23 protein-coding genes are annotated in these 26,186 nt (G+C 68.6%); 13 read left to right on the forward strand and 10 right to left on the reverse strand.

The window, feature by feature from the left end; genetic code table 11:
• Positions 1-3: 3 nt before the first annotated feature.
• The 8 genes from betA to SPF06_RS04000 all read left to right on the forward strand — a co-directional run bounded on the left by betA (position 4) and on the right by SPF06_RS04000 (position 10,890).
• Entirely contained in the window at positions 4-1,677 is a 1,674-nt protein-coding gene (betA, locus tag SPF06_RS03965) for a choline dehydrogenase (RefSeq protein WP_323277615.1), read from the forward strand.
• On the forward strand, positions 1,674-2,789 hold the full coding sequence (locus SPF06_RS03970) for a quaternary amine ABC transporter ATP-binding protein (RefSeq protein WP_323277616.1): 1,116 nt from the start codon (positions 1,674-1,676) through the stop codon (positions 2,787-2,789). Before betA ends, SPF06_RS03970 begins: the two co-directional genes overlap by 4 nt.
• Positions 2,786-4,840 (forward strand): ABC transporter permease, encoded by a 2,055-nt coding sequence (locus SPF06_RS03975; RefSeq protein ID WP_323277617.1) that lies wholly within the window; start codon positions 2,786-2,788, stop codon positions 4,838-4,840. Before SPF06_RS03970 ends, SPF06_RS03975 begins: the two co-directional genes overlap by 4 nt.
• A gap of 16 nt (positions 4,841-4,856) precedes the next feature.
• On the forward strand, positions 4,857-5,864 hold the full coding sequence (locus SPF06_RS03980; protein WP_323277618.1) for an ABC transporter substrate-binding protein: 1,008 nt from the start codon (positions 4,857-4,859) through the stop codon (positions 5,862-5,864).
• Between the two features lie 40 nt (positions 5,865-5,904).
• Positions 5,905-7,446, forward strand: a complete 1,542-nt coding sequence (locus SPF06_RS03985) for an aldehyde dehydrogenase family protein (protein ID WP_323277619.1) — start codon at positions 5,905-5,907, stop codon at positions 7,444-7,446.
• A 39-nt stretch (positions 7,447-7,485) separates the two neighbouring features.
• Positions 7,486-8,703 carry a formaldehyde dehydrogenase, glutathione-independent gene (gene fdhA, locus SPF06_RS03990; protein WP_323277620.1) on the forward strand — a complete coding sequence of 406 codons (1,218 nt, stop codon included), beginning with the start codon at positions 7,486-7,488 and terminating at the stop codon, positions 8,701-8,703.
• A 201-nt stretch (positions 8,704-8,904) separates the two neighbouring features.
• Positions 8,905-9,702 (forward strand): metallophosphoesterase family protein, encoded by a 798-nt coding sequence (locus tag SPF06_RS03995; RefSeq protein WP_323277621.1) that lies wholly within the window; start codon positions 8,905-8,907, stop codon positions 9,700-9,702.
• A gap of 366 nt (positions 9,703-10,068) precedes the next feature.
• Positions 10,069-10,890, forward strand: a complete 822-nt coding sequence (locus tag SPF06_RS04000; protein WP_323277622.1) for a hypothetical protein — start codon at positions 10,069-10,071, stop codon at positions 10,888-10,890.
• A gap of 69 nt (positions 10,891-10,959) precedes the next feature.
• On the opposite strand, the gene SPF06_RS04005 is transcribed toward SPF06_RS04000, so the two are convergent.
• The 6 genes from SPF06_RS04005 to SPF06_RS04030 form a co-directional block, all read right to left on the reverse strand.
• Positions 10,960-11,808 carry a hypothetical protein gene (locus tag SPF06_RS04005; protein WP_323277623.1) on the reverse strand — a complete coding sequence of 283 codons (849 nt, stop codon included), beginning with the start codon at positions 11,806-11,808 and terminating at the stop codon, positions 10,960-10,962.
• 650 nt (positions 11,809-12,458) lie between these two features.
• Positions 12,459-12,851, reverse strand: coding sequence for a hypothetical protein (locus tag SPF06_RS04010; protein ID WP_323277624.1), 393 nt, complete (start codon positions 12,849-12,851; stop codon positions 12,459-12,461).
• A 103-nt stretch (positions 12,852-12,954) separates the two neighbouring features.
• Complete coding sequence (locus SPF06_RS04015; RefSeq protein WP_323277625.1) at positions 12,955-13,686, reverse strand: hypothetical protein; 732 nt, start codon at positions 13,684-13,686, stop codon at positions 12,955-12,957.
• Positions 13,687-13,689: 3 nt separating this feature from the next.
• Positions 13,690-14,235, reverse strand: a complete 546-nt coding sequence (locus tag SPF06_RS04020) for a MauE/DoxX family redox-associated membrane protein (protein WP_323277626.1) — start codon at positions 14,233-14,235, stop codon at positions 13,690-13,692.
• A 468-nt stretch (positions 14,236-14,703) separates the two neighbouring features.
• Positions 14,704-15,363, reverse strand: coding sequence for a MerR family transcriptional regulator (locus SPF06_RS04025; protein WP_323277627.1), 660 nt, complete (start codon positions 15,361-15,363; stop codon positions 14,704-14,706).
• Between the two features lie 528 nt (positions 15,364-15,891).
• Positions 15,892-16,188 (reverse strand): hypothetical protein, encoded by a 297-nt coding sequence (locus SPF06_RS04030; RefSeq protein ID WP_323277628.1) that lies wholly within the window; start codon positions 16,186-16,188, stop codon positions 15,892-15,894.
• A 156-nt stretch (positions 16,189-16,344) separates the two neighbouring features.
• On the opposite strand from SPF06_RS04030, the gene SPF06_RS04035 reads away from it, so the two are divergent.
• Positions 16,345-17,601 (forward strand): helix-turn-helix domain-containing protein, encoded by a 1,257-nt coding sequence (locus SPF06_RS04035; protein ID WP_323277629.1) that lies wholly within the window; start codon positions 16,345-16,347, stop codon positions 17,599-17,601.
• Between the two features lie 11 nt (positions 17,602-17,612).
• On the opposite strand, the gene SPF06_RS04040 is transcribed toward SPF06_RS04035, so the two are convergent.
• Together SPF06_RS04040 and purD are read right to left on the reverse strand one after the other, a co-directional pair.
• Positions 17,613-18,527, reverse strand: coding sequence for a phosphoribosylaminoimidazolesuccinocarboxamide synthase (locus SPF06_RS04040; RefSeq protein ID WP_323277630.1), 915 nt, complete (start codon positions 18,525-18,527; stop codon positions 17,613-17,615).
• Positions 18,527-19,825, reverse strand: coding sequence for a phosphoribosylamine--glycine ligase (purD, locus tag SPF06_RS04045; RefSeq protein ID WP_323277631.1), 1,299 nt, complete (start codon positions 19,823-19,825; stop codon positions 18,527-18,529). The genes SPF06_RS04040 and purD overlap by 1 nt, the downstream gene beginning before the upstream one ends.
• Positions 19,826-19,985: 160 nt before the next feature.
• Between purD and SPF06_RS04050 the strand changes: the two genes are divergently transcribed.
• Together SPF06_RS04050 and SPF06_RS04055 are read left to right on the forward strand one after the other, a co-directional pair.
• Positions 19,986-21,005 (forward strand): asparaginase, encoded by a 1,020-nt coding sequence (locus SPF06_RS04050; protein WP_323277632.1) that lies wholly within the window; start codon positions 19,986-19,988, stop codon positions 21,003-21,005.
• Positions 21,006-21,016: 11 nt separating this feature from the next.
• Entirely contained in the window at positions 21,017-21,433 is a 417-nt protein-coding gene (locus SPF06_RS04055; RefSeq protein ID WP_323277633.1) for a sterol carrier family protein, read from the forward strand.
• Between the two features lie 9 nt (positions 21,434-21,442).
• On the opposite strand, the gene SPF06_RS04060 is transcribed toward SPF06_RS04055, so the two are convergent.
• A complete protein-coding gene (locus SPF06_RS04060; RefSeq protein ID WP_323277634.1) occupies positions 21,443-22,222 on the reverse strand; it encodes an SDR family oxidoreductase in 780 nt (259 codons plus the stop codon).
• Positions 22,223-22,411: 189 nt separating this feature from the next.
• On the opposite strand from SPF06_RS04060, the gene aceE reads away from it, so the two are divergent.
• Complete coding sequence (gene aceE / locus SPF06_RS04065; protein WP_323277636.1) at positions 22,412-25,183, forward strand: pyruvate dehydrogenase (acetyl-transferring), homodimeric type; 2,772 nt, start codon at positions 22,412-22,414, stop codon at positions 25,181-25,183.
• Between the two features lie 155 nt (positions 25,184-25,338).
• Complete coding sequence (locus SPF06_RS04070; protein WP_323277637.1) at positions 25,339-25,788, forward strand: SRPBCC family protein; 450 nt, start codon at positions 25,339-25,341, stop codon at positions 25,786-25,788.
• A 150-nt stretch (positions 25,789-25,938) separates the two neighbouring features.
• Here the strand turns inward: SPF06_RS04070 and SPF06_RS04075 are convergent, their stop codons facing one another.
• On the reverse strand, positions 25,939-26,100 hold the full coding sequence (locus SPF06_RS04075) for a hypothetical protein (RefSeq protein WP_323277638.1): 162 nt from the start codon (positions 26,098-26,100) through the stop codon (positions 25,939-25,941).
• Between the last annotated feature and the right edge of the window lie 86 nt (positions 26,101-26,186).

A 26,186-nucleotide genomic window follows, 5' to 3' on the forward strand; every position in this document is an offset into this window, starting at 1 on the left:
AACATGACAGCCAAACATTACGACTACATCATCGTCGGCGGTGGCAGCGCTGGCTCTGTCCTTGCGGACAGACTGAGCGCGGACGGTGACCGCACAGTCCTCGTCCTCGAGGCCGGGCGGAGCGACTATCCCTGGGATCTCTTCATCCAGATGCCCGCAGCCCTCACGTTCCCGAGCGGCAACCCGCTCTACGACTGGCGATATGAATCGGATCCCGAGCCGTTCATGGGAGGCCGTCGCGTGGCCCACGCCCGAGGCAAGGTCCTCGGCGGGTCGAGCTCGATCAACGGCATGATCTTCCAGCGCGGAAACCCGCTCGACTACGAGCGGTGGGGAGCGGACGCGGGCATGGAGTCGTGGGATTTCGCCCACTGCCTCCCGTACTTCAAGCGCATGGAGAACGCCCTCGCGGCCGCGCCCGACGACCCGTACCGCGGCCACGACGGCCCCCTGATCCTCGAGCGCGGCCCGGCTACGAACCCCCTGTTCCAGGCGTTTTTCGATGCCGCGGTCGAGGCCGGCTACCCGCGCACGGACGACGTGAACGGCTATCGTCAGGAAGGCTTTGGCCCGTTCGACCGCAACGTCCACCGGGGCGAGCGCTACTCCGCGTCCCGCGGCTACCTGCGCCCGGCCCGGAAGCGCGGGAACGTCACGGTGCAGACGCTCGCGTACGTCACCGGAATCGAGTTCGCGGGAACACGGGCGACGGGCGTGACGTACCGCCGCGGGGGCCAGAACCACACCGTGGGCGGCGGCGAGATCATCCTGTGCGGCGGGGCGTTCAACACCCCTCAACTCCTCCAGCTCGCAGGCATCGGAGACCCCGACCACCTGCGCTCGGTCGGCATCGCCCCGCGCGTGGAACTTCCCGGCGTCGGCGAGAACCTGCAGGACCATCTCGAGGTGTACATCCAGCACGCGTGCCTCCAGCCGGTCTCCCAGCAGCCCTCCCTCGACCTGTGGCGCATGCCGTTCATCGGCCTCGAATGGCTCCTGGGCCGGAAGGGCCCGGCGGCGACCAACCACTTCGAGGGCGGCGGCTTCGTCCGCTCGAACGACGACGTCGACTACCCGAACCTCATGTACCACTTCCTGCCGGTCGCCGTTCGCTACGACGGCAAGAAGGCCGACGTCAAGCACGGTTTCCAGGTCCATGTCGGGCCTATGTACTCGGATGTTCGCGGCCACCTCAAGATCCGCTCCAAGGATCCGATGGCGCGTCCCTCGATCCTGTTCAACTACCTCTCGACCGAGAACGACCGCCGCGAATGGATTGAGGCCGTCAACGTCTCCCGCGAGATCCTGCGCCAGCCGGCAATGGCGCCGTTCAATGGCGGCGAGATCTCACCCGGCGCGAGCGTCACGACCGACCAGGAGATCCTCGACTGGGTGGCCCGGGACGCGGAGACGGCCCTGCACCCCTCGTGCACGGCGAAAATGGGCCCCGCCTCGGACCCGCTCGCCGTCGTCGATCCGCTCACCATGAAAGTGCACGGTACGGAGGGCCTCCGCGTCGCAGACGCGTCCGCCATGCCGTACGTGACCAACGGCAACATCTTCGCCCCCGTCATGATGCTCGCGGAAAAGGCCGCGGACCTCATCCTCGGCCGGGCTCTCCCCGCGGAGCCTGAGCCGTTCTACCGCCACCGCCACCAAATCAAGGAGGCATCATGAGCGCCCCGGTCATCGATCCCACGAGTTCACGACGCGCGGCGCGCGGCGCGGGCTCCGCCGAACCCGCCCTGAAAGTCGAGGGCCTGTGGAAGATCTTCGGTCCGAAGGCCGACAAGATCATCGGCTCGCCCGATGAGCGCCTGACCCGAAAGGAGCTCCAGGTCAAGACCGGCTGCCTCGCGGCCGTGAAGGACGTCTCCTTCGAGGTGTCGCACGGCGAGGTCTTCGTCGTCATGGGCCTGTCCGGCTCGGGCAAGTCCACCCTCGTGCGGCTCCTCACGCGGCTCATCGAGCCGACGGCAGGGACAGTCACGATCGACGGCGAGGACGTCACCCGCGCGAGCAAGAACAAGCTGCGGGCCCTTCGCCGGAACCACATGTCCATGGTCTTCCAGCAGTTCGGCCTGCTCCCACACCGCAAGGTCATCGACAACGTGGCCTACGGGCTCGAGGTCCGCGGCGAGGGGAAATCGAACCGCCTTGCCCGGGCCCAGGAGATGGTCGACCTCGTGGGGCTCTCGGGATACGAGCGTTCGTTCCCCGATCAGCTCTCGGGCGGCATGCAGCAGCGCGTCGGCCTGGCCCGCGCCCTCGCCGTCGACCCGCAGGTGCTGCTGTTCGACGAGCCGTTCTCCGCGCTCGATCCGCTCATCCGCCGCGACATGCAGAACGAGGTCTGCCGGCTCCACGAGGAGGTCGGGAAGACGATGGTCTTCATCACCCACGACCTCCAGGAGGCGCTCAAGCTCGGCGACCGCATCCTCATCATGCGCGACGGCGAGATCGTCCAGATCGGCACACCCGCCGAGGTCGTGGCTAATCCCGCGGACGACTACGTGCGCGACTTCGTCTCCGAGGTTCCCCGTTCGCACGTCCTGACGCTCCGCTACGTCGTGCGGCCGCCGCACGAGGGCGAATCCCTCGACGGGCCGGTCATGCAGGCGAACCGAATCGTGCGCGACGCCGCACGGCAGGTTCTGCACTCCACGCTTCCCGTGCGGGTGTTCGACGGCGACCAGTTCCTGGGGCTGGTCGACGACGACGACATCCTCCGCGTCGTCGTGGCCGAAGAGGCTGCCGACGCGGGAGCGGGCAAGGAGCGTGGGTCATGAGCACGATCGCCGGGGCACGCGAGCGTGCCGCCGAACCAGCCACGCGACCGCCGACACCGCCGGGAGAAACAGCCCCCGCAGTCAAGGCAACAGCGTTCATCCGCCGCCGCTGGCGGCCCCTCCTCCTCGCCGCCGTCGTCGTCCTATGGCTCGTCCTCTGGGCCGTGCTGCGCGGGACCCAGACGCTCGAGCTCGGCGGCGCCGAGAAGACCAGCGTCCATCTCTGGCTCAACAGCGTGCGTGACAGCTTCGACGCGGCGCGCACCAATTCGGCGGTCTTCGAGTACATCGTCCAGCCGATCACAGACGGCATCAACGGCCTCGTCACGTTCCTCCAGAACCTCTTCAGCCAGGCCCCCGCGGGGCGGCCCGTGCCCCAAGTAGGGTGGTTCGGCGTCGTCGTGCTCCTCGCCTGGGTGACCTTCGCGTTCGCCGGGCTGCGCTCGATGCTCCTCGTCGCAGTCTGCGTGCTCCTGTTCGGCTTCTTCGGCTACTGGCAGCAGAGCATCGACACCCTTATCGTGACGTTCGTCGCCGTCGGCCTCTGCACCGTCCTCGGACTCCCCCTCGGCATTTGGATGGCCCGCAGCCGCCGCGCGTCGACGGCCATCACGCCGGTGCTCGACCTCATGCAGACGCTCCCCTCATTCGCCTACCTCGCGCCGCTCGCCCTCGTGTTCGGCATCGGGCCCGCGGCCGCGATCGTCACGACGATCATCTACGCCCTCCCGCCGCTCGTGCGCATCACGGAGCACGGCATCCGCAACGTCTCCCCCACGACGCTCGAGGCCGTGACGTCGATGGGCGGCACCGCGTGGCAGACCCTCATCAAGGTCCAGCTGCCCATGGCGCGCCGCACGATCGTCGTCGGAGTGAACCAGAGCATGATGGCCGCTCTCTCGATGGCAACCATCGCCGCGCTCATCAACGGCCCCGGCCTCGGCCAGCCCGTCTTGCAGGCCCTCCAGTCGCTCGACGTCGGCTCGGCCTTCGTCTCGGGCCTCGCCATCGTCCTCATGGCGATCATGCTCGACCGGACGACGACGGCCGCCTCCGAGCGCTCCAGCATCGCGGCTCGCGTGCAGCGCGGGGGCGGCGCCCGCCGCGGCCCCCGCCGCCGGCGCCTCGTCGTCATCGTTGGCGCGGTCATCGCTGCGATCGCCATCTACCTCTCGCACGGCTACCTTGCACTCGCGAAGTTCCCGACCTCGCCCGATCTCGGATCGCCCCTCGCGAGCACGGTCTCAACCATCGTCCAGTGGATCGTGACGACGTTCGCCGGCTTCACCGGCTGGATCAAGGACACGATCACGGCGCTGCTGGTCAACCCGCTCGAGTCCCTCCTCGCGCAATCGCCGTGGTGGGCCATGGCCATCGTGCTGCTCGGCGTCGCCCTCGCTCTCGGCGGGCTGCGGGCTGCGGCGATCACGGTCGTGTGCGAGGCGGTCATCCTCGGAACGGGCCTGTGGAACGAGAGCATGAAGACGCTCGCGACGACCCTCGTCGCGACCCTCATCGTGGTGCTCGTTGCACTGGCGATCGGTGTGTGGATGGGTCGGAACAAGCTCGTGGATTCGATCATCCGCCCCGTGCTGGACGCCTTCCAGACCATCCCGTCGTTCGTGTACCTCGTGCCGGCCCTCGCGCTGTTCGGCCCCACGCGGTTCACGGCCATCGTCGCCGCGTTCGCGTACGGCGTGCCGATCGCCACGAAGCTCGTCGCGGACGGCATCCGCGGCGTCTCCCCCGTGACCGTCGAGGCCTCCGAATCCATGGGGACCACCTCGTGGCAGATGGTCTCGAAGGTCCAGCTCCCCATGTCCCGCGCCGCGGTGGTCCTCGCCGCGAACCAGGGCCTCCTGTACGTGCTGTCCATGGTCGTCGTCGGCGGCCTCGTGGGCGGCGGCGGGCTCGGCTACCTCGTCGTGTCCGGATTCTCCCAAAGCCAGCTCTTCGGCAAGGGTCTCGCCGCCGGGATCGCCATCACGGCCCTCGGCGTCATGCTCGACCGCATCACCCAACACACCGCTGCCCGCCTGGGCCGCGCCTGACAAAGGAAAATGACCCATGACAAAGTGGATCGACAACCGTGGGGGTATGGAAAGACCGGCGAAGAAGAAATCGGGCGCCGTCGTCTTGGGCGCGCTCGCCCTCGCCGCGGCGCTCGGCCTGACCGCCTGCGGCGGCGGCGACATCTCGAGCTCGTCAAACGGCGGAGGCAGCTCCGCCAAGTGCGGCGCCTTCAACGTCGCAGTGAACCCGTGGGTCGGCTACGAGGCGGACGCCTACGTCGTCGGCACGGTGGCCAAGCAGAAGCTCGGCTGCACCGTGAACTACAAGACCCTCAAGGAAGAAGTCTCCTGGCAGGGCTTCGGCAGCGGCGAGGTGGACGCCGTCCTCGAGAACTGGGGCCACCCCGAGCTCGTGGACAAGTACATCAAGCAGCAGAAGACCGCCGTCGACGCCGGGCCCACCGGCAACACCGGCGTGATCGGCTGGTACGTTCCGCCGTGGATGGCCAAGCAGTACCCGGACATCACGGACTACAAGAACCTGAACAAGTACGCCAGCATGTTCAAGACCTCCGAGTCCGGCGCGCAGGGCCAGCTCCTCGACGGCGACCCCTCGTTCGTGACCAACGACGACGCCCTCGTGAAGAACCTCGGCCTCAACTTCAAGGTCGTCTACGCGGGCAGCGAACCGGCGCTCATCCAGGCGTTCCGCCAGGCCGAGCAGAACCACACCCCGCTCATCGGCTACTTCTACGAGCCGCAATGGTTCCTGAACGAGGTTCCGCTCATGAAGGTCAACCTCCCGGCGTACACGGACGGCTGCGACGCTGACGCGGCGAAGGTTGCGTGCGACTACCCGAAGTACGACCTCAACAAGGTCGTCTCGACCAAGTTCGCCAACTCGGGCAGCCCCGCATACAACCTCGTGAAGAACTTCAAGTGGACCAACGAGGACCAGAACGCGGTCGCCGGGTACATCGCGAAGGACAACATGAGCCCGGACGCGGCCGCCCAGAAGTGGATCGACGCCAACCCGGACAAGGTCGCGGCCTGGCTCAAGTAGCCGGGAACGCACAGTCAGCTTCGACACGATAGGAGAGACGATGACCGCCGCTGTTCACCATGTCCCGGAGGGCGACGTCCGCGAGGACGCGACTCTAGCAGGGCGCACGATCAAGGGCCTGTACATCGACGGGGCTTGGCAGCAAGCGTCCGACGGCGGTACGACCACCGTGCGGTGCCCTGCGGACGGCACAGAGGTGGCGGTCGTCGTCTCGTCGACGGCGGAGGACGCGGAGCGCGCCATTTCGAGTGCGCGCTCCGCGTTCGACGGCGGCCCGTGGCGGCGCATGACCGACCTCGAGCGCGGCGCGGTCATGCTCCGCGTGGCAGAGCTCCTCGAGCGCGACAAGGCGATCTACGCCCGCGCCGAGGCCCTCGACACGGGCAAGCGGCTCGTCGAGGCCGAGTACGACATGGACGACATCGCGGCGTGCTTCCGGTATTACGGGAAGATCGCGGGCCTCGACGCTGGGCGAGTCATCGACACCGGGCGGCCGAACGCCATCAGCCGCGTCGTGTATGAGCCGATCGGGGTGTGCGCGCTCATCGCGCCGTGGAACTACCCCCTCCTGCAGGCGGCGTGGAAGGTCGCGCCGGCCCTCGTCACGGGGAACTCGTTCGTCCTCAAGCCGAGCGAGCTCACGCCGTCGACCTCCATTCTCCTCATGGAGACCCTCGCGGAAGCCGGCGTTCCCGCGGGCGTCGCGAACCTCGTGACAGGCACGGGCTCGAAGGTGGGCGGCCCGCTCAGCGCGGACCCGCGCGTCGACCTCGTCTCGCTCACGGGCAGCCTCCGCACGGGGCAGACGATCATGGCCGCCGCGGCCGAGACGGTCAAGCGCGTCGCGTTCGAGCTCGGCGGGAAGAACCCCAACGTCATCTTCGCGGACGCGGACTGGGACGCCGCCGTCGACAACGCCCTCACGGCCGTCTTCCTGCACTCGGGGCAGGTCTGCTCGGCGGGCGCGCGGCTCGTCGTCGAGGAGACGATCGCGGAGCGATTCGTCGCCGAGGTGGTCGAGCGGGCGCAGAAGATCCGGATGGGCGGGCCGTTCGACGCCGACGCCGAGACGGGGCCGCTCATCTCCGCGAAGCAGCGCGACGGGGTCCACGCCTACGTCCAGGCCGGCATCGCCGAGGGCGCGGAACTCCTGTGCGGGGGCTACATCCCCGAGGAGGGGCCGCTCGCGAACGGCTTCTTCTACCCGCCCACAGTGCTCGCCAACTGCCGCTCTGGCATGAGCGTGGTGCAGGAGGAGTCGTTCGGGCCCGTCCTGACGGTTGAGACGTTCCGCGACGAAGCCGAGGCCATCGCGATCGCGAACGACACCGAGTTCGGCCTGGCCGGCGCCGTGTGGACCTCGGACGCCTCGAAGGCCCAGCGGGTCGCAGGCGCGCTCCGGCACGGAACCGTGTGGATCAACGACTACCACCCCTACGTGCCGCAGGCCGAGTGGGGCGGCTTCGGGAAGTCCGGGATCGGCCGCGAGCTCGGCCGCGCGGGACTCGACGAGTACCGCGAGGCCAAGCACATCTGGCAGAACCTCTCCCCCGCGCCGAGCGGCTGGTTCGGCGCCATCTAGACCTTCAGAACACCTACCGATCAACCGAAAGGACGGACCATGGCAGGAAACAGAGCAGTTGCCTACAAGGAACCCGGTGTTGTCGAGGTCATCGACACGGACTACCCGACGTTCGAGCTCAAGGACGGACCGGGCGTCAATCCGCTCAACGTGGGCCGCAAGGTCCCGCACGGGGTGATCCTGCGGACGGTGTCGACCAATATCTGCGGCTCGGACCAGCACATGGTGCGCGGCCGGACGACGGCCCCGCGGGACCTGGTCCTAGGGCACGAGATCACGGGCGAGGTCGTCGAGGTCGGCCCGGACGTGGAGTTCATCAAGGTCGGCGACATCGTCTCGGTGCCGTTCAACATCTCGTGTGGCCGCTGCCGGAACTGCAAGGAGCGCAAGACCGGCATCTGCCTCAATGTCAACCCCGACCGCCCCGGGTCCGCCTACGGCTACGTGGATATGGGCGGCTGGGTCGGCGGCCAGGCCGAGTACGTCTTGGTCCCGTACGCCGACTGGAACCTGCTGAAGTTCCCGGACCGCGACCAGGCGCTCGAGAAGATCATGGACCTGACCATGCTCTCGGACATCTTCCCGACCGGCTTCCACGGCGCCGTCACGGCGGGCGTCGGCGTCGGCTCGACGGTCTACATCGCGGGAGCGGGGCCCGTCGGCCTCGCCGCGGCAGCGGGCGCGCAGCTCCTGGGCGCCGCCGTCGTCATCGTCGGGGACATGAACGAGGACCGCCTCGCGCAGGCCCGCTCGTTCGGCTGCGAGACCGTGAACGTCTCCGCCGGGGACCCGAAGGACCAGATCGAGCAGATTCTCGGCGTGCCCGAGGTCGACTGCGGTGTCGACGCCGTCGGCTTCGAGGCCCGCGGGCACGGCAAGGACGCCACCCACGAGGCCCCTGCCACGGTGCTGAACTCCCTCATGGACCTCACCGCCGCCGGCGGCGCGCTGGGCATCCCAGGCCTGTACGTCACGGGCGACCCGGGCGGGATCGACGAGGCGGCCAAGCACGGCTCGCTCTCCCTGTCCCTGGGCACCGGGTGGGCCAAGTCCCTGTCCTTCACGACGGGCCAGTGCCCGGTCATGAAGTACAACCGGGGCCTCATGATGGCGATCCTGCACGACAAGGTACAGATCGCGAAGGCCGTCAACGCCAAGGCCATCACGCTCGAAGACGCTCCCCGCGGCTACGCAGAATTCGACGCCGGGGCCGCGACCAAGTACGTCCTGAACCCGAACGGCTACATCAAGAACTAGCCGCCGAGAGGAAGCTGACCCACGAAGCAGGCCCCGCTCTGGCGGGGCCTGCTTCGTCCTGTGCGGGGACGTTCTGCGGTCCTCGGGCCGCGGGGCGGCGTGCAGCGTACCGAATGTCACACGTCGTCGCCCGCTTTCCCGCCGCTCGCGCCGGCCCCCACATGGAAGAATTGATTGCGACGCGCGCCGGGAAGGGGGCACATGAGGATCCTGATCGCCGGTGACTGGCACCGCGACGCCCACTGGGCGGTGGAGACCATCAACGCCGCCCATCAGCAGGGCATCCAGCATCTGATCCACCTCGGCGATCTCGGCGCCTTCTGGCCGACCGATTTCCCCGAACTCCCGGGCCGCGACCATCCCCTGGGCCGCGCCTATGGCTTCACGCGCTCCCTCGCCGACGCGGTGCGGGCCGCGAAAATGCGGTTCATGTTCATCGACGGGAACAACGACCCTCACGAGTTCCTGGCCCGTGTGCCGCGCAGCCGCAGTGGAACCGCCGAACTCATGGGCCTCACCTACCTTCCCCGCGGCACGCGCTTCCGGCTTGGCGGCCTGCGCTTCGGCGCCCTGGGCGGGGCCTCCTCGATCGACCGTGCCCAGCGCCGCAGCGGAGTGGACTGGTGGCCCGAAGAGGACGTCACGGCCAACGACGTCCGCCGCCTCGGCGGCAGGCCGCTCGACGTGCTGCTCGCGCACGAGGCGCCCTCCGGCGTCAGTCTCCCGTTCCCCTACCGGCTGACTCCCGACGACGCTGCCGTCGCCCAGCGGAGCCGCGACTTCGTTCAGCAGGCGCTCGACGCGACCCAGCCGCGGCTCGTGTTCTCGGCCCACTGGCACCAGCGGCTCACCGTCGACGTCCCGGGGACGACGACGGTCCTGCACATTCTCGACAGGCAGCGGCGCGCGGGCAATTCAGTCGTGTTCGATACAAGAACTCTGACCGTCGAGCCGTTCATCCAAGCGCCTGCACCGGCCGGACTGACGACGGGAATCTGACAGCGGGCCTCAAGAATTCTAGTGGTCCGCGGCTGGAGGAATCCGTCAGATCCCCCGACAGAACACCTCTTCTACCGCGGCGTTTGACGGTACAGAATGCGCCCGTCGGAAGCCTCCGCATTGCGTCACAAATGAACGAATTGAACTCGGAGGATAGTCTGGCTTTCCAAGGGCTGGAAAATTCACAAGAGTAGCGGCATCCTTGGCTCACACGGGTCTCGCGGGCAAAGTCGGACCAGGCCGATTGGGGAGGCGCAGATGTTTTCGTCGCGCGAAGTCAGATCATCGGGGATTGATGATTTCAGCATCGATCTTACGAATGTTGTAACGAGAATCAACAGAATTCGTGCCAGCACCAGACAGCGAGTGGCCAACGAAGATCTCACCCGGGCATTCCTCAATGCAGCGCTCAGATTGTCCGAGGAGAAGTTCGACGGAACCGCCCTCACCCTCGGCGCAGACGAGACGCTTCCGCTGGCCTTCCTCTCACGGTCCCGCGTTGTCGGGCGCACGAGGGAGGAGCGGCCCGAACTCGTCCCCACGGAAGCGAAGTTCCGCGACCGCTGGATCGGGCAGCAGGATTTCCTCGGCGACTTCCTCGCCTTCTCTCTGGCCATCCGTCGTCGTCGCCTCGAGGAGTCGCTCGCGGCGCTGTCCGACGAGCTCGAGTCATCGGGGGCCGACTTCGCCCAGGCCGTGCACGGGGTGGCGGCCTATTGCCTCCGCCTCATGAGCGAGCCGCCGGAATACCGACTCCAGCTCATGGCGGGCGCGTCCACCGACGACCCCGCGACCCGAAAGCTCCTCTCGGACTCGCTCCTCTCGATCACCCACGTCGTCCTCGAGGCCTACGAGAGGGTCGCACATCGATTCGGCTTCCAGCTGCGCCCGGGGATCGACGCGGAACAGCTGTGCACGCTTCTCCATGCCCTCGCCGACGGCCTCGCCATGCGCGTGATCAGCGGGAGCAAGGGGCGCCTCGTCGACGCGTCGAAGGGCACCTCCCTCCTCGGCACGGGCGTGCTCGCGCTCCTCACCTCGCTGATCGACCCAGGCGACGGCGCAAGCCTCGAAGAGGCTGCCGCGACGAGGATGCGCTTCCGCAGCAGCCGCACGGCATACAGCGCCGCGGGCCCCCGCCACGCCGCCGTCCTCGCGAGCCCAGGCATCCCTGCCGGCGCCGCCTAGCGCCCCTCGGCGGGACCGCCAGCGGCGAGCGCCCCGGCGGGCGGCGCGCGTCACGAGAGCCGGCGCGCGTCACGAGAGCCGTGACCGGGAGCCCTTGACCCGCCGCCCCGCGGCATCCTCGACCGTCAGGCCATCCCCGACATCCACGAGGGACATCATGAGCGCGACGCAGCCCGTGGCGAAGAGCTCGCGCTGACCCTCGACGTCTGCGAGGAAGCCGTCGGCATCCGCGAGCATGCGCATGCTCATGCCCTCGGCGAGGGCGCTCACGAGAAGCACGTAGTCGTCGAGGCTCACCCCCGGACGGAGCTCGAGCCCGTAGCGGGCGGCGATCCGCCCGCACAGTTCCACGAGGTCGCGGCCCGACGCGGCGAACACGTCCTTGACCGCGTCGTCGGCGCCGTAGGCGTTCGACCACGCGACGGCGAGCAGCTGCAGCCGGTACTCCGGTCCCGACAAGAGGCCGAACGCGAGCCGCGCGAGCCGGTAGACGGCCCCCACGAAGTCGGCCTCCTCGACGAGAGCCTCCTCGACCCAGCTCCCCAGGATCTCGCGGTGGCGTTGTCGGCGCGCCGCGAGGGAGTAGGAGACGACGTCGAAGAGGAAGTCCTGCTGCCCGGCCCACCGGTCGCGGAACTTCGCCTCGGTCGGGAGGAGTTCGGGGAAGTCGTCCTGAGCCCGCCGGAGGACGCGAGCCCGGGTCAGGAAGGAGAACGGGAACGCGTCCTCCGGCACGGGCAGCGGCCTCGCGCTCCCGAATCGCTCCTCGAGCAACGCGACCGCCGAGGTGAGGAAAGCCCTCGTGAGATCGGAATTGGCGAGGCGCGACCGCGTGCTCGAACGAATCCGATTGAGGCGCGTCACAACATTGGTGAGATCCAACTCGTGCCCGGATGCCTGAGTGCCGTCGGTTTCCACCGCTGATAGTCCTCCCACCTCTGCACCGCACCCCGACAGACAAATACTCAGGGCACCGCCTTTTCAGCCAACCACACCTTTCCACCGAATACTTCGACAGCTCGGTTCCACTTCTCATGTGGAGTTTCACGGCGGAGGTCTCGGGCAGTCGCGAGGGCCATCCGGGCGCCTTCCACGGAATCGGGCTCGCCCGGTCTCTCGCGGAGGAAGCAGCCGGGAGGAAGTCGCTCGCGGTCCTCTTCGCCGGAGGACGACACAAGTCGAATATCGTCATGGACTTCTTCGGCCCACCCACAAAGAGCATTTCAAATTGGAGCAAACCACGGGGTGGATTCGCCGCAGAATTCCGTGTTCCCATTGCTCCGGAACATTAAAGGAAATGAATGGATTTCCATTCTTTCCGGCGCCGGTCAGGGCTTGCCCGCTCGTCCCCTCCCCCTCCCCGTCCGCGGCAACTCCCGAGGCCTCCGAGCCGGCGACGTCACCGACGTCGCCCGGCCCGCGGCCATGCCGCCGTCGGCCTTCTCATGGCCCGCGGCAGGCCTGTCCGTCCGCCTCGCGTTCTGCGTACCCTGAGGCTTCGCGTTGCCATGCAGAGCGGATGGCCGGCTCCGTGGGAGCCGGCCATCCCTCGTCCTGCCGGTGCGAGGTCAGCTGGGGTCGTGGCTTGAGCCGTGGTCGTCGAACTTGCCGAAGCGGTCCAGCAGCACGAACAAAGCTCCAAGGGCCGCGGCCGCGAAGATCGGCCCCAGCCAGATGGCGAGGCCGCTTGCGTGGATCTGCGTGGCGGCGACACCGAGGATGAAGGCGAGAATACCGATCCAGGCCGGCACTGATCGTCCCTGCACCCAAGCCTGGAGCTGTCCGTACAGCCGGGCCAAGACCACTAGGCCCAGCACGAATCCGGGCAGGACGGCCCATAGCCAGACGCGGTCGGCGACGGCCATGAATCCTAGGGAAATCCCGTAGATTGCCGATATGGCCAGCCAGTAGCTTCGGCCCGTGCGGACAGTGGGCTTGGCGCTGCTGCTGATGCTGCTCATCGTGCCTCCCCGATTCGGGCCTTTGCAGGTTCTCTTCGAGCGTACGGCTCGAAGGCGGCTGCCGTCACGGCGGCGCCGGGCGCGAATCCGGTCGCGCCCCGTCTCAGGCGGAACAGCATGAGTCCGCGAATTGGGTGCAGTGTTCCCAGACGCACCAATTGCACCAGATGAGCACGCACGACAGCCCGGAGACGAGGCCGCCGAGGAACGCGAACCCGCAAGGGCCGCAGCAGTCGACGAATCCTGCGTCGAAGCCGACGCAGTAGGAGCAGACGTAGGTCCCCGGCCCGCAGTCGATCGCGTGGGCGGCCGCGAGGCCCCCGCCGGCAGGGGCCGAAGCCTTCGTCAGGCTCTTCAGGGCCGGGCCCTTGGCCGCCACTCGGCCGGCCTTCAGCACGGCGTCGACTTCCCAGACGAAGACCTGTGAACGTCCCGTGCGCCCCTTGGCATCTTCTTCTGAATAGATGACTACGACATGGGAATCGTCCAGCGGCTTCGACCACGCGCTGACCGAGGTACCGTCCTGCATCGTGTGCACTGCCATCTTCGCGGCGTGCTGCTGGTCGATCTTCCCTCCGGATGGGAACTGGAATGCGCCCGAGCTGGCCAGCACGCCCAGGCGGGGGAGATAGTCCGCCGATGCCTTCTCGAGTTCGCCGGCCCTGGCCTCGCGCGCCGATCCGGCTTCTGCGTACCATGGCCGAGCCGGAGCGGTGCTGGGCGCCTTGGCGAACGCAGCTAGCGGGGAGAGCTCGGGGAACAGCCCCGCGGTGATGCTCGCAAGCCCTGCAATGCCGGTGCTCCGGAGGATTGTCCTGCGGTTTAAGGTGAACATCGATTACCTTCCTGTGGTTGCGGCTGGCGGCGTCTTTGCCTGGAGGAGTCTTGCGAAGGCCAGGACTGTCGCGCCGAGCGCTGCTACGAGCACCACAGCCCCTTCGACGGGGCTGTCTGCGGTGAGCGCACTGAGTGACAGGTCGCCAGGGCCGAGCAGGGCGGCTGATGCGGCTGAGGCGGCGAGGAGCCCGTTCCTGGCCACGAGGGGCCATCTGACTTCGCCTGTCCGAAGCGCTCCTCCGCATCCGCATTCATTCGCGACTCCCCGGAGCAGCGCAGATGCCATCGCGGCCGAGAATCCCACGAACAGGGCCGCGGAAAGCACGCCTGCGGCCCGCGTCTCGATGCCGAGCGAGAGCAGGACCCCAAGGGCAATTTCGGCCCCAGGGAGAGCGGCAGAGACGATGGCGGAGGACCTTGGCCCCAAGAGCCGGTATCCCCGCACCGCGGCGACGCCGGCGGCCTGATGCTCAAACGCCTTCGCCAAACCGAACAGCACCAGCACAAGGCCAGGAACAACCCTGAGGCCGAGCAGAATGAAAGCCAACGATTACCCCCCCATGGGCCTCGTGACGAGTGAAGCCATAACCCTATTTGCCCAGCGTTTCGAAGAACTCCGGATCAGGTCGTAGTCGACTCTCAAGACCGGCTGCTGTCAAGCACCCCGCCGAATTCAACCCTTCCCCACCCGCGTCGACTCGGCCCGAAGACGTCGCGTCAGATGAACGATTGTTTGTAAGACGCGAAGATCTGCATGGACCCGACCGCCGGATCACAAGGGCCGCGCTGTAAAGGTTGCCGTGTACTCGCCTACGACAAGCCACTGGGCGTTTGCGAGACGCTCCGCGAGATCGCTGGTCGACATCCGATCGATGCGCAGCCAGATGACGCCAGACCCGCTGGCGTCGGATATTTCACGAATTCACAAGCCACCCCAACGACGTCGAGCTCTGCTGACGGGTGATCACGGCGGCCGCCTCCACTCCCGTACCCAGACGGGCGTGGGGGCGGAGCCTTATGCGGACTCGGCGACCCGCGTCGCGTAGGAGCGGGCCCGCACCGACATGGGAACGCGGCGATCGATCTCGATGGATCGGCTGGTCTGGGCGAGGGCGAGGAGCTTGAGGACAAGCTCGCGGTGCATGTGCATCCCGACGGCGACGCGGGCCACGAGGGTGTCGAGGTCCTCGGCCGCGGCCGCGTCCTCGACGTCGACGTGCGCGATGAGGTCCACGGCCCGGCTGTAGACGTCCAGCGCCGCGGGCGGGACGGAGACCCCGAGCCGGGCCATCTGCTCGAGGTGCGCATCGAGGGCCCCGCGCGCGGCGGTGGGCACGTCGGGCCAGCCGCGCAGGGCGACGACGGCGTTGCCCGCCTGGGTGCGCCCGGGCACCGGCTCGCCGAGGGACTGGACCTCGCGCTGGAGGGACTTCATGATCTCGACCCGGCTCGCCCCGGCGTCGATGAGGGCCACGATCGCGCGGATCTGGGCGATGCTCAGGTCGTTCACCCCGCGCAGGGTCTGGATCGTGGCGATGCGCCGGGCGTGCGCCTCGTCGTAGTCCGAGCGGGTCGCGCTCAGCCTCCGCCCCGGCGGGAGGAGGCCCTCCCGGAGGTAGAACTTGATGCTCGCGATAGGCACGCCCGTCAGGCTGCTGAGCTCGCGCAGCTGCATAGTCTGGTGACTCCTCATTCCCCCATCTAAAACAACAAACCTCACCAAAGATACAGGAATGAGAGCATGCCGAAAACCGCGATATACCGTGCGGCATATGCATGGATAGTTCGCCGGTGGAACGGTATCGACAACACAGCGAATTTCAGCAGATCAGCACCGAAACTGCATCCGGGCGAAGAATTCCCCCGGTCTGCCCGAGCAGTACGGAGGCCCCGGATCCGCGTCACGCCGCGGATGCCGGCCACTCGCGGCTCCCGGCCACCATCCAGCGCACGACGCCGCAATCACCGCAGAGGAGCGGATCGAAGAAAAGCAGGAACGATTCCCAAAACCGGGCGTCCGGAATAGTCGGACCCGCTCAGAGGGATTCCCAGACCCATCGGATAAACCAAATGGCCCCGCCCACCACAAGAGGTGGGCGGGGCCCTTTGGGGCACTTCTCAAGGCCGCAGAACCACAGCCGCAAAAGGGGATGCCCAGACGCCAGCCTCTCGGCGATCTGGCACTCAGCGGCAGAGGCTCAGGTCAGTAGCTGTGCTTCACCGAGTCGGGCCAGATCCCGGTCGCGGTTGCGGTCACCGAGTCGGGCCAGATCCCGGTCGCGGTTGCGGTCACCGAGTCGGGCCAGATCCCGGTCGCAGTCGCACTCATCGGGTCGGGCCAGTCCCCGACCGCAGTGGCCGACATCGGGTCGGGCCAGTCCCCGACCGCGGTAGTCTTCATCGGGTCGGGCCAGATGCCGACCGCGGTGGGGGCCACCGAAACGCCTCCCAGCGCCAGGGCGCCCACGAGGGCGAGCGACGCTGTCAACTTCTTCAGCATGTCATGTCCTTATGTTGTAGCGGGTGCATTTCGGGCAGAGCGTGCTTTGTCGTGATTGACACACCAAGTAAAATAAGATCCACAGCGAGTGTCAAGCTGCCGATGTTCCGCATTGCTCTGCACGGCGGGGCGGCAGCTCCGCAGTAGGAGGAAGTTGTGGGGAGCGGTTTCGGAGAGAAGCTCAGGGCCGAGCGACTTGAGCGCGGCCTGACGCAGGCTGAGTTAGGGAAGGATCTCTACTCGCCAAGCTACATCTCCCTGCTCGAAACCGGTCGCCGCGAACCCACGCCCGAGGTCATCCAAGAACTCGCACGCCGCCTCGAACTCGCCCCCAAGGCCCTTGAGGCTTGGAGCCAGCCAGTCACCGTCAACGACGCCGAATATGTGCTCGCGGGGCTGTATGCACGGCAGGCGTGGGACATGCGCGACTACGCACAGGCCGCAAGCCACGCCGCGACCGCCGCCCAGTTCGCCCTCGAGGGCAAGAACAACAGTGCGTGGTGGAACATGACCTACATGCAGGCCGAGTGCATGCTCAAGCAGGGCCACCTTGCCGAGTGCCAGCGCATCGTCCAGCACCTCCTCGAGCACCCGATCATCGCCGAATCGGACGGCCTTGCCGTCCGCGCCCGCCAGATGCTCGCCGCCGCGTGCCACGGGCTCGGCCAGCTCTCCACCGCCGTCGAGCACGCCCGCGAGGCCGTGCGCATCGGAGCCCAGCTCCCCGCGGGCTCGACCATCTACATCGGCGCCCTGCGCGCCCTCATCGGCGCGCTCGCCGAAACCGGACGCCTCGACGAGGCATGGGACTACTGCCAGATCCTCGGCACCCTCGTCGACGACGAGTCCATGGGCCAGCTCTCGGGCGAGGTCGAATGGGTCATCGGCAACGTGGCGTTCATCCGGGGCGACTACGAATCGGGCGTCAAGCACCACGAGCGCGCCGCGAAGCGACTCTCCCCCGCGAACGACATCGAGCTCTGGGCGCGCTTCAACAAGGCCTCCGCATCCGTGCGGCTGTCCGGCGGCATCGTCGAGCCCGAGACGCTCGCCGCGATCGAACGCGCCGAGCTCGCCCTCTCGATCGTGGGCGGAAGCCGAACCGAACAGCTCGAGGTCGCCTTCATCCGCGCGCGCTGGCTCTACCTCACCGGCGAGATCGCGGCCGCGATCGAGCGGCTCAAGGAGATCCACGCCGAGAAGAACGTCCTGGGCCGCCACACCGCCGGCGAGGTCGCGCTCCTGTACGGCCGGGCCCTCAAGGCCCTCGGCCGCAACGACGAGGCCCTCGAGCTGCTCAAGGACGCCCGCGAGCAGTTCAGCTACGCAGGCGCCTCGGACAAGGTGCAGCAGACCATGGACGCGATCCTCGAGATCAGGCTCGCCCAGCAGCGCACAGACCGCTCCGCGTAGGCCGCCGCGCCTCAGGCCTCGAACGCCCGGCCGGTGAGCCGCTCGTACGCCTCGATGTACCGCGCGCGCGTGCGCACCACGACGTCGGCCGGCAAAGCCGGGGGCTCCTCGCCTGAGACGCGGTCCCAGCCCGATGCCGGGGACGTGAGCCAGTCGCGCACGAACTGCTTGTCGAACGAGGGCTGTGCCTTGCCCGGCTCCCACATGGCGGCGTCCCAGAATCGCGACGAATCCGGGGTGAGCACCTCGTCGCCGAGCGTGATGTAGCCCGTCACGGGATCGAGGCCGAACTCGACCTTCGTGTCCGCGAGGATGATCCCGCGCTCGCGCGCGATCCGCTCCGCCTCGCGGTAGATCTCGAGGGTGAGGTCGCGCAGCTGGGCCGCGGCGTCGTCGCCCACCATCCCGGTGACGTCCTCGTACGTGATGTTCTCGTCGTGCTCGCCCACCTCGGCCTTAGCGGACGGCGTGAAAATCGCCTCAGGCAGCCGCGAGCCGTCCACGAGCCCCGCGGGCAGCGGGATCTCGCACACGGTGCCGCTCTCGCGGTACTCGGCCAGCCCCGAGCCCGTGAGGTAGCCGCGCGCGATGCACTCGACCGGGTACATCTCAAGCCGCCGGCAGATCATGGCGCGGCCCACGACTTCGGCGGGCACGCCGTCGTCCGCCGTCGAGCCGACCACATGGTTCGGCACGTTGAGCTGCTCGAACCACCACAGGCTCAGCTGGGTCAGGATGCGGCCCTTGTCCGGGATCGTGCTCGAGAGCACGAAGTCGTAGGCGCTGATGCGATCGCTCGCGACCACCAGGACGACGTCGTCGGGCCCATCGATCGGCTCGTAGAGGTCGCGGACCTTGCCCGAATAGATGTGCCGCCAGCCCTCGAGCTGAGGGGCGTCCACCGCGAAGCCCTTGGTCTCCGTCATCAGACGCCCGCCTTCCCGGCCCGCTCGGGAACCGTGATCTCGCCGCGCGCCGCCTTGGCCGCGATGTCCGTGCGGTACTGGCCCCCGTCGAGCCGGATGAGGCCGATGCCCTCGTAGGCCCGCTCGCGCGCCTCCTGCAGGTCCTCGCCGAGGGCGACGACCGCGAGCACGCGGCCGCCCGCGCTCGCGACGTTCCCGTCGTCGTCGAGCTTCGTGCCCGCGTGGAGGATGTGCACGCCCTCGACCGCGCCGGCCTTCTTGAGGCCGCGGATGCGGTCGCCCGTGCGCGGGGTGTCGGGATAGTTCTCCGAGGCAAGCACGACGGCGACTGCGGCCTCGCGAGACCAGCGCAGCTCGCGCTCCTCATCGAGGCGGCCCTTCGCGGCCGCGAGGAGGAGCCCGCCGAGCGGCGTCTTGAGGCGCGCGAGGACGGCTTGCGTCTCGGGGTCCCCGAAGCGCGCGTTGAACTCGATGACGCGCGTGCCGCGCGACGTGAGCGCGAGGCCGCAGTAGAGCACGCCCACGAAGGGCGTTCCGCGCTTGGCCATCTCGTCCACCGTCGGCTGCGCGATGCGGCTCACGACCTCGTCGACGAGGCCCTCGGGTGCCCAGTCGAGCGGCGTGTAGGCGCCCATGCCGCCCGTGTTCGGGCCGCGGTCGCCATCGTAGATGCGCTTGAAGTCCTGGGCAGGTGAGAGCGGGATGACCGTCTTGCCGTCGCTGAGGACAAAAAGGGAGACCTCGGGCCCGTCGAGGTACTCCTCGATGACCACCGTGCCCCCCGCGGTGAAGCACGCCTGCGCGTGGGCGAGCGCGGCCTCGCGGTCCTCCGTCACGACGACGCCCTTGCCCGCTGCGAGCCCGTCGTCCTTGACGACGTACGGGGCGCCGAACGCGTCGAGCGCGTCGGCGGCCTCGTCGGCGTTGGCGGCGACGCGGGCCATCGCGGTCGGCACTCCGGCCTCGGCCATGATCTGCTTCGCAAAGGCCTTCGACGCCTCGAGCTGGGCGGCCTCCCGGCTCGGGCCGAAGACCGGGATGCCCGCCTCGCGGACAGCGTCCGAAACGCCCGCAGCGAGCGGCGCCTCCGGGCCGACGACAACGAGGTCCACCTCGAGCTTCTGCGCGAGCTCCGTCACGGCTGCCGGGTCGTTCGCGTTCACGGCATGAGTCGGCACGACCTGCGCGATCCCCGCGTTGCCGGGGGCTGCGTGAACCTCGGAAACGGCCGGGTCGGCGAGGAGGGAACGGACAATGGCGTGTTCGCGGCCGCCGGGGCCGATCACGAGAACCTTCACCCCCCAAGGGTATCCGCCCCTCCACGGGGCATGCACCGCCGCCGACGTCACAGGGGGCGGCGCCCAACGACACAATTCCCGCCGCACGGGCCCCCCAGGAAGCGCAACGGGCCGCGAGTTGTGGCGAACCGAACGGTCCATCCCCAAATAGACTGCGCCTATGGCCTCCCACGCAACGTTCACGGCGGACGACGCCGTGGAACTCGCGGTGATCGAACGCAGCGGGTTCGTCGAGTCCCGCCACATCGGCTCCGCCGTCGTGCTCGCGGGCGACGGCACCGTCGTGACGGCCCTCGGGGACATCCGCACGCCGGTCTTCGGCCGGTCCTCCCTCAAGCCGCTCCAGGCCCTCGCGACACTCCGCAGCGGCGTCCCCCTTCGCGGCGCGCAGGTCGCGCTCGCGTGTGCCTCCCACGTCGGCTCGCTCGACCACATGGACGTCGTCGAAGGAATGCTCAAGGCCGCGGGCGTGCGCGAATCCGACCTCCAGTGCCCGGCCGGGTGGCCGCAGGACGAGGACGCCCGCGCCTGGCTCGTCCGCTCGGAGACCGGCCAGCGCCGCCTCGCGTTCAACTGCTCGGGCAAGCACGCGGGGTTCCTGTGGGCCTGCTCGATCAACGGCTGGGACCGGCGCAGCTACCTCGAGCCGAACCATCCGATCCAGCAGCGCGTCCGCGAGACGATCGAGGAGTACACGGACGAGCGCATCGCGCACCTCGGCATCGACGGCTGCGGCGCGCCCGTTGCCGCCGTCTCCCTCACGGGGCTCGCCCGCGCCTACTCGCGGCTCGCCACAGCAGCTGGCTCGGGACGCGACAACATCGGCGACGCGCGGGCGGCCACGATTGCGACGTCGATGCTCGACTACGCGTGGGCCGTCCAAGGCCGCGGCCGCGAGAACACCGTGGTCATGCAGGAGCTCGGGATCCTCGCGAAGGGCGGCGCCGAGGGGGTCCTCGTCCTCTCGACGGCCCACGGCGCGGCGGCAGCGGTCAAGATGCTCGACGGGAACGCGCGGGCCGCGACCCTCGTGGCGCTCACGATGCTCGCCGCGGCGGACGCGGTGGACATTCCCGACGTCGCGCGCGTCCTCGAATCGGTCGTCGAGCCCATTCTGGGCGGGGGCCGACCCGTGGGCCGCATCCGGCTGGGCAGCGCGGTCTCCGCGCTCTTGGGCTGAGGAGCACTTCCATGGCAGTCAGACGCCGGATTGCGGTCGACGACGGGCGCGCGGCCGTTGCCCAGTGGCGCGAGGCGCGCGAGCCGGGCCCCGGCAGCGAGCCGGGCCCTCTCAGCGGGGCGAGCGGCGCCGTCGTCGGCCCCGACCGGGCAACGCTTGCGACCGCCGTCCGCTACACGCTCGAGGAGCTCGCTGCGCGCGCCCCCGGGAACTCGGTCGAGGTGCGCGTGCCGCCGTTCGGGGTCGCCCAGTGCATCGAGGGGCCTCGGCACACGCGCGGGACTCCGCCGAACGTCGTCGAGACGGACGCCGAGACGTGGCTCGGCCTCGCGACCGGGGCCGCCACGTGGACCGACGCAATAGCGTCGGGGAAGCTCAGCGCGTCAGGGACCCGCACGGATCTGAGCGCACTCCTGCCGCTCGCTTAAGGCCACGCGCTACCCCCGCCCCACGAACGGCATGCCCGACGCCGTGATGAGGAGCGAGCCGATCGTGGCCTCGCGCGGGAGCGACGCCATGAGGACGACGGCGTTCGCGGCCTCCTCGACGGGGAACGTCGGCTCGACACGCCGCGATCCGTCGGCCTGGAGGGCTCCGTCGCCGACGCCGAGCGTCCTGTTCAGCTGCTCTACGAGCTCCGTCCGCGTGTTGCCGATGTCGATCTGGCCGCACGTGATGCCGTACGGCCGGCCGTCGAGCTCGATGCTCTTCGTGAGGCCCGTGATCGCGTGCTTCGTCGCGGTGTACGCGACAGACCGGGGGCGCGGGCTGTGGGCCGAGATCGAGCCGTTGTTGATGATGCGCCCACCCTGCGGGCTCTGCCCCTTCATGGCTCGGAACGCCGCCGCGGCGCACAGGAAGCTGCCCGTGAGGTTCACCGCGACCGTCGCCCCCCACTCGGCAGGGTCGATCTCCCCGACGTCGCCCGAAGGCCCGAACATGCCGGCGTTGTTGAACAGCACGTCGACCCGCCCCCAACGGCTCGTCACCTCGGCGAAGAGGCGGTCGACGTCGTCGCGCGCCGTGACGTCGGCAGTCACCGCGAGCGCGTGGTCGCCGAAGCCGTCGGCCGCCGCCGCGAGCGGCTCGGGCCGGCGGCCCGCAAGGGCGACGTTCCAGCCCTCGGCGAGGAGCCTTCGGGCGACGGCGCGGCCGATCCCCGTCCCGGCGCCCGTCACAATCGCGACACGCGGCGTCGCGGGTGCTGTCTCGTTCATAGAGTCTCCTCGGGTTGTAAACACTTGACGTGCGTCAGGCCGACACGTCACGCTTATATCCACATTGCAATATTTCGTTTCCATTATACGGAAGAATGGAAACGATGCTGCCAAGCTGACCAGGCCACTCGGGGATGACGACGTCCCGATGGACAAGCGCGCGAACCCCGCGCGGAAGAGAGGTTGCACGTGTTGACTGGAGAGAATACTCAGGACATCCTCAGCGGTCTCGGGGCCCAGCTGCCCGACCGCGACCCGGAAGAGACCGCCGAATGGATCGAGTCCTTCGACGCCCTCGTCCAGGAGCGGGGCACTGAGCGCGCGCAGTTCATGGTGCGGAACATCCTCCAGCGCGCGGGCGCCCAGAGCGTGGGCGTCCCCATGGTCACCACGACGGACTACGTCAACACGATCCCGGCCGACCAAGAGCCCGAATACCCCGGCGACGAAGAGACCGAGCGCCGCTACCGCGCATGGATGCGCTGGAACGCCGCGATCATGGTGCACCGCGCGCAGCGCCCCGGCATCGGGGTCGGCGGGCACATCTCGACGTACGCCGGAGCGGCCACGCTCTACGAGGTCGGCTTCAACCACTTCTTCCGCGGCAAGGACCACCACGGCGGCGGCGACCAGGTGTTCTTCCAGGGGCATGCTTCGCCCGGCATGTATGCCCGCGCGTTCATGGAAGGTCGCCTCAGCGAGGAAGACCTCGACGGCTTCCGCCAGGAGAAGTCGCACGAGGGCCACGCGCTCTCCTCGTACCCCCACCCGCGGCTCATGCCGTCCTTCTGGGAGTTCCCGACCGTGTCCATGGGCATCGGGCCCATGAACGCGATCTACCAGGCGCAGTCGAACCGCTACCTCGAGCAGCGCGGCATCAAGGACACCTCGGACCAGCACGTGTGGGCGTTCCTCGGCGACGGCGAGATGGACGAGCCCGAAAGCCGCGGGCTCCTGCAGCTCGCCGCGAACGAGAACCTGGACAACCTGACCTTCGTGGTCAACTGCAACCTCCAGCGCCTCGACGGGCCCGTACGCGGCAACGGCAAGATCGTGCAGGAGCTCGAGGCGTTCTTCCGCGGTGCGGGCTGGAACGTCATCAAGGTCGTGTGGGGGCGGCAGTGGGATTCGCTGCTCGGCAAGGACCGCGAGGGCCACCTCGTCCGGATCATGAACGAGACGCCCGACGGCGACTACCAGACGTACAAGGCGGAGGACGGCGGGTTCGTCCGCGAGCACTTCTTCGGGAAGTCCCCCGAGACGAAGGAACTCGTCGCGGACCTCACCGACGAGCAGATCTGGAACCTCAAGCGCGGCGGCCACGACTACCACAAGGTGTACGCGGCCTATAAGGCAGCCACCGAGTTCAAGGGCAAGCCGACGGTCATCTTGGTCAAGACGGTCAAGGGCTACGGGCTTGGCTCCCACTTCGAGGGCCGCAACGCGACCCATCAGATGAAGAAGCTCACCCTCCAGGACCTCAAGGACTTCCGCGATCACCTGCGCATCCCGATCACGGACGAGCAGCTCGAGGCGAACCCGTACCTCCCGCCGTACTACCACCCCGGGATGGACTCGCCCGAGATCCAGTACCTCCTCGAGCGGCGGCGCGCCCTGGGCGGCTCCGTTCCCGAGCGGCGCAGCAGGCACGCCGAGGTGAGCCTCCCGCCGTCGTCCGCGTACGCCGTGGCCGCCCGCGGTTCGGGGAAGCAGCAGGCCGCGACCACAATGGCGTTCGTGCGCCTCCTCAAGGACCTCATGCGGGACAAGGAGTTCGGGCGCCGGATCGTGCCGATCGTCCCGGACGAGAGCCGGACCTTCGGCATGGACGCGTTCTTCCCGACGGCGAAGATCTACAACCCGAAGGGCCAGAACTACCTCTCCGTGGACCGCGACCTCGTGCTCGCGTACAAGGAGTCCCCGGCTGGGCAGCTCATCCATCCGGGCATCAACGAGGCCGGCGCGGTCGCGGCCTTCACCGCCGCCGGAACCGCCTACGCGACGCACGGCGAACCGCTCGTGCCGATCTACGTGTTCTACTCGATGTTCGGCTTCCAGCGCACGGGCGACTCCTTCTGGGCCGCCGGGGACCAGATGACCCGAGGCTTCATCATCGGCGCCACCGCGGGCCGCACCACGCTGACCGGCGAGGGCCTCCAGCACGCAGACGGCCACTCCCCCATCCTCGCCTCGACGAACCCCGCCGTCATCACGTACGACCCGGCGTACGGGTACGAGATCGGGCACATCGTGCGGGCCGGCCTCGAGCGCATGTACGGGGGCTCCCATGCCGACCCCAATGTCATGTACTACCTCACGGTCTACAACGAGCCGATCGTCCAGCCCGCCGAACCCGAGGGCCTCGACGTCGACGGGCTCCTGCGCGGAATGTACCGCCTTCCGCTCGGGGGCCCGGGAGAGCCGGACGACGCCGTCGCCCGCCTCTCCGGCAACGCTCCCCGCGCGCAGCTGCTCGCCTCAGGCGTCGCGGTGCCGTGGGCCATCGAGGCGCGCCGCCTCCTCGCCGAGGACTGGGGCGTGGCCGCGGACGTGTGGAGCGTGACGTCGTGGACCGAGCTGCGCCGTGACGGCCTCGCCGCCGAGGAGCAGATGTTCCTGTATCCCGAGACCGAGGCTCCCGTCCCGTTCGTGACCCAGCAGCTCGCGGACACGCAGGGGCCGGTGGTCGCCGTAACCGACTACATGAAGTCTGTTCCGGACCAGATCCGCCAGTTCGTCCCGAGCGACTACGCCGTGCTCGGCGCCGACGGCTTCGGCTTCTCGGACACCCGCGCCGCCGCGCGCCGGTTCTTCAAGATCGACTCGACCTCCGTCGTCGTCCGCACGCTCCAGGAGCTCGCCCGGCGCGGCGAGGTCTCGGCGGACGCCCCGCGCGAGGCAATCGCGAAGTATCGGCTCCTCGACGTCAACGCGGGCCCGGAGGCCAGCTCGGACGAGTAAGCCGCCCCCACCCCCATCGATTGCTCCGTAACTGTCGTTTTGAGGCCCCAAAACGACAGTTACGGAGCAGTCGTTTTCCTGCCGGGCGCCCGCCGCCCCTGCAGCGCATGGCCGCGCCCTAGGGCATCCTGAGAAGGCCAGGAAAGGGAGCGACCATGCCGACCAGCACCTCCACCGTGACCGTCGAGACGAATGCGAGCGCCGAGGAGGTGATCGCGGCGCTGTGCGACGTCCGGGGCTGGGGCTCCTGGTTGCCCCATTCGCCCGTCTATCGCGGCACAAGCGGGGCGGTGCCGCGAGCCGCCGCCGTCGGCGACACCTACGCTGACCACACCGTGGTCGGTGCGGTGCACGGCGAGGTGACCCGGATCGAGGCGGGGCGGCTGATCGAGTTTCGCCAAGCCAATCGGGCCCGAACCCTGTCCTTCGTGATCCGCTACGAAGCCGCATCGGCCGGGAGCGTTACCAGGGTGTCCAGGACCGGTCAGATCACCACGCGGGGGCTGCTCGCCTGGGGGCACCCGCTCGTCGTGGCGGCAACGCGCTGGGAGAACAGACGCACCCTGCGCGCGCTGCGCGACAAGCTCGACGCCGGGACGCACTGACCGCGCGTCGCCGACGTGGGCCATCAGGCGGCGAGGGAACTAGCCCCCAGAGCGCGCAGCGCCATCGGTTGACGCCGCATGGATCTCAGATGGGATCCGACACGAAAAGGGCCCAGGCACCGAGTGCCTGGGCCCTTGCGTGCGGGCGGGTCAGCGGGCGGCGAACCAGCCGAGCACGCGCGTGAACCAGTCGCGCTGTGCGTGCCGCTCGTCACTCACTGCGAAGTCGGGATCCGTGGTCCACTCTCGGGGAATGTAGACGGCCGCCGCCTCCTGCGTGGGTGCAAGTTGGTTGATCTCTTTCGTGGGCATCTTCCTCCCCTTTCTGGACTCGTCTTATTCCGTATGTCGGAATATATTTTCTGACACATGAAATTCTAGTTGGGATACCGAGTGGC

The organism is Sinomonas terricola, from assembly GCF_034931225.1.
GTDB lineage: Bacteria > Actinomycetota > Actinomycetes > Actinomycetales > Micrococcaceae > Sinomonas > Sinomonas terricola.

What these genes read in the sequence shown, in the direction of transcription:
- betA (WP_323277615.1), top strand. Translation starts at nt 4, where the DNA reads ATGACAGCCAAACATTACGACTACATCATCGTCGGCGGTGGCAGCGCT.
- SPF06_RS03970 (WP_323277616.1), top strand. Translation starts at nt 1,674, where the DNA reads ATGAGCGCCCCGGTCATCGATCCCACGAGTTCACGACGCGCGGCGCGC.
- SPF06_RS03975 (WP_323277617.1), top strand. Translation starts at nt 2,786, where the DNA reads ATGAGCACGATCGCCGGGGCACGCGAGCGTGCCGCCGAACCAGCCACG.
- SPF06_RS03980 (WP_323277618.1), top strand. Translation starts at nt 4,857, where the DNA reads ATGACAAAGTGGATCGACAACCGTGGGGGTATGGAAAGACCGGCGAAG.
- SPF06_RS03985 (WP_323277619.1), top strand. Translation starts at nt 5,905, where the DNA reads ATGACCGCCGCTGTTCACCATGTCCCGGAGGGCGACGTCCGCGAGGAC.
- fdhA (WP_323277620.1), top strand. Translation starts at nt 7,486, where the DNA reads ATGGCAGGAAACAGAGCAGTTGCCTACAAGGAACCCGGTGTTGTCGAG.
- SPF06_RS03995 (WP_323277621.1), top strand. Translation starts at nt 8,905, where the DNA reads ATGAGGATCCTGATCGCCGGTGACTGGCACCGCGACGCCCACTGGGCG.
- SPF06_RS04010 (WP_323277624.1), bottom strand. Translation starts at nt 12,851, where the DNA reads ATGAGCAGCATCAGCAGCAGCGCCAAGCCCACTGTCCGCACGGGCCGA.
- SPF06_RS04015 (WP_323277625.1), bottom strand. Translation starts at nt 13,686, where the DNA reads ATGTTCACCTTAAACCGCAGGACAATCCTCCGGAGCACCGGCATTGCA.
- SPF06_RS04025 (WP_323277627.1), bottom strand. Translation starts at nt 15,363, where the DNA reads ATGCAGCTGCGCGAGCTCAGCAGCCTGACGGGCGTGCCTATCGCGAGC.
- SPF06_RS04030 (WP_323277628.1), bottom strand. Translation starts at nt 16,188, where the DNA reads ATGCTGAAGAAGTTGACAGCGTCGCTCGCCCTCGTGGGCGCCCTGGCG.
- SPF06_RS04040 (WP_323277630.1), bottom strand. Translation starts at nt 18,527, where the DNA reads ATGACGGAGACCAAGGGCTTCGCGGTGGACGCCCCTCAGCTCGAGGGC.
- SPF06_RS04050 (WP_323277632.1), top strand. Translation starts at nt 19,986, where the DNA reads ATGGCCTCCCACGCAACGTTCACGGCGGACGACGCCGTGGAACTCGCG.
- SPF06_RS04055 (WP_323277633.1), top strand. Translation starts at nt 21,017, where the DNA reads ATGGCAGTCAGACGCCGGATTGCGGTCGACGACGGGCGCGCGGCCGTT.
- SPF06_RS04060 (WP_323277634.1), bottom strand. Translation starts at nt 22,222, where the DNA reads ATGAACGAGACAGCACCCGCGACGCCGCGTGTCGCGATTGTGACGGGC.
- SPF06_RS04070 (WP_323277637.1), top strand. Translation starts at nt 25,339, where the DNA reads ATGCCGACCAGCACCTCCACCGTGACCGTCGAGACGAATGCGAGCGCC.
- SPF06_RS04075 (WP_323277638.1), bottom strand. Translation starts at nt 26,100, where the DNA reads ATGCCCACGAAAGAGATCAACCAACTTGCACCCACGCAGGAGGCGGCG.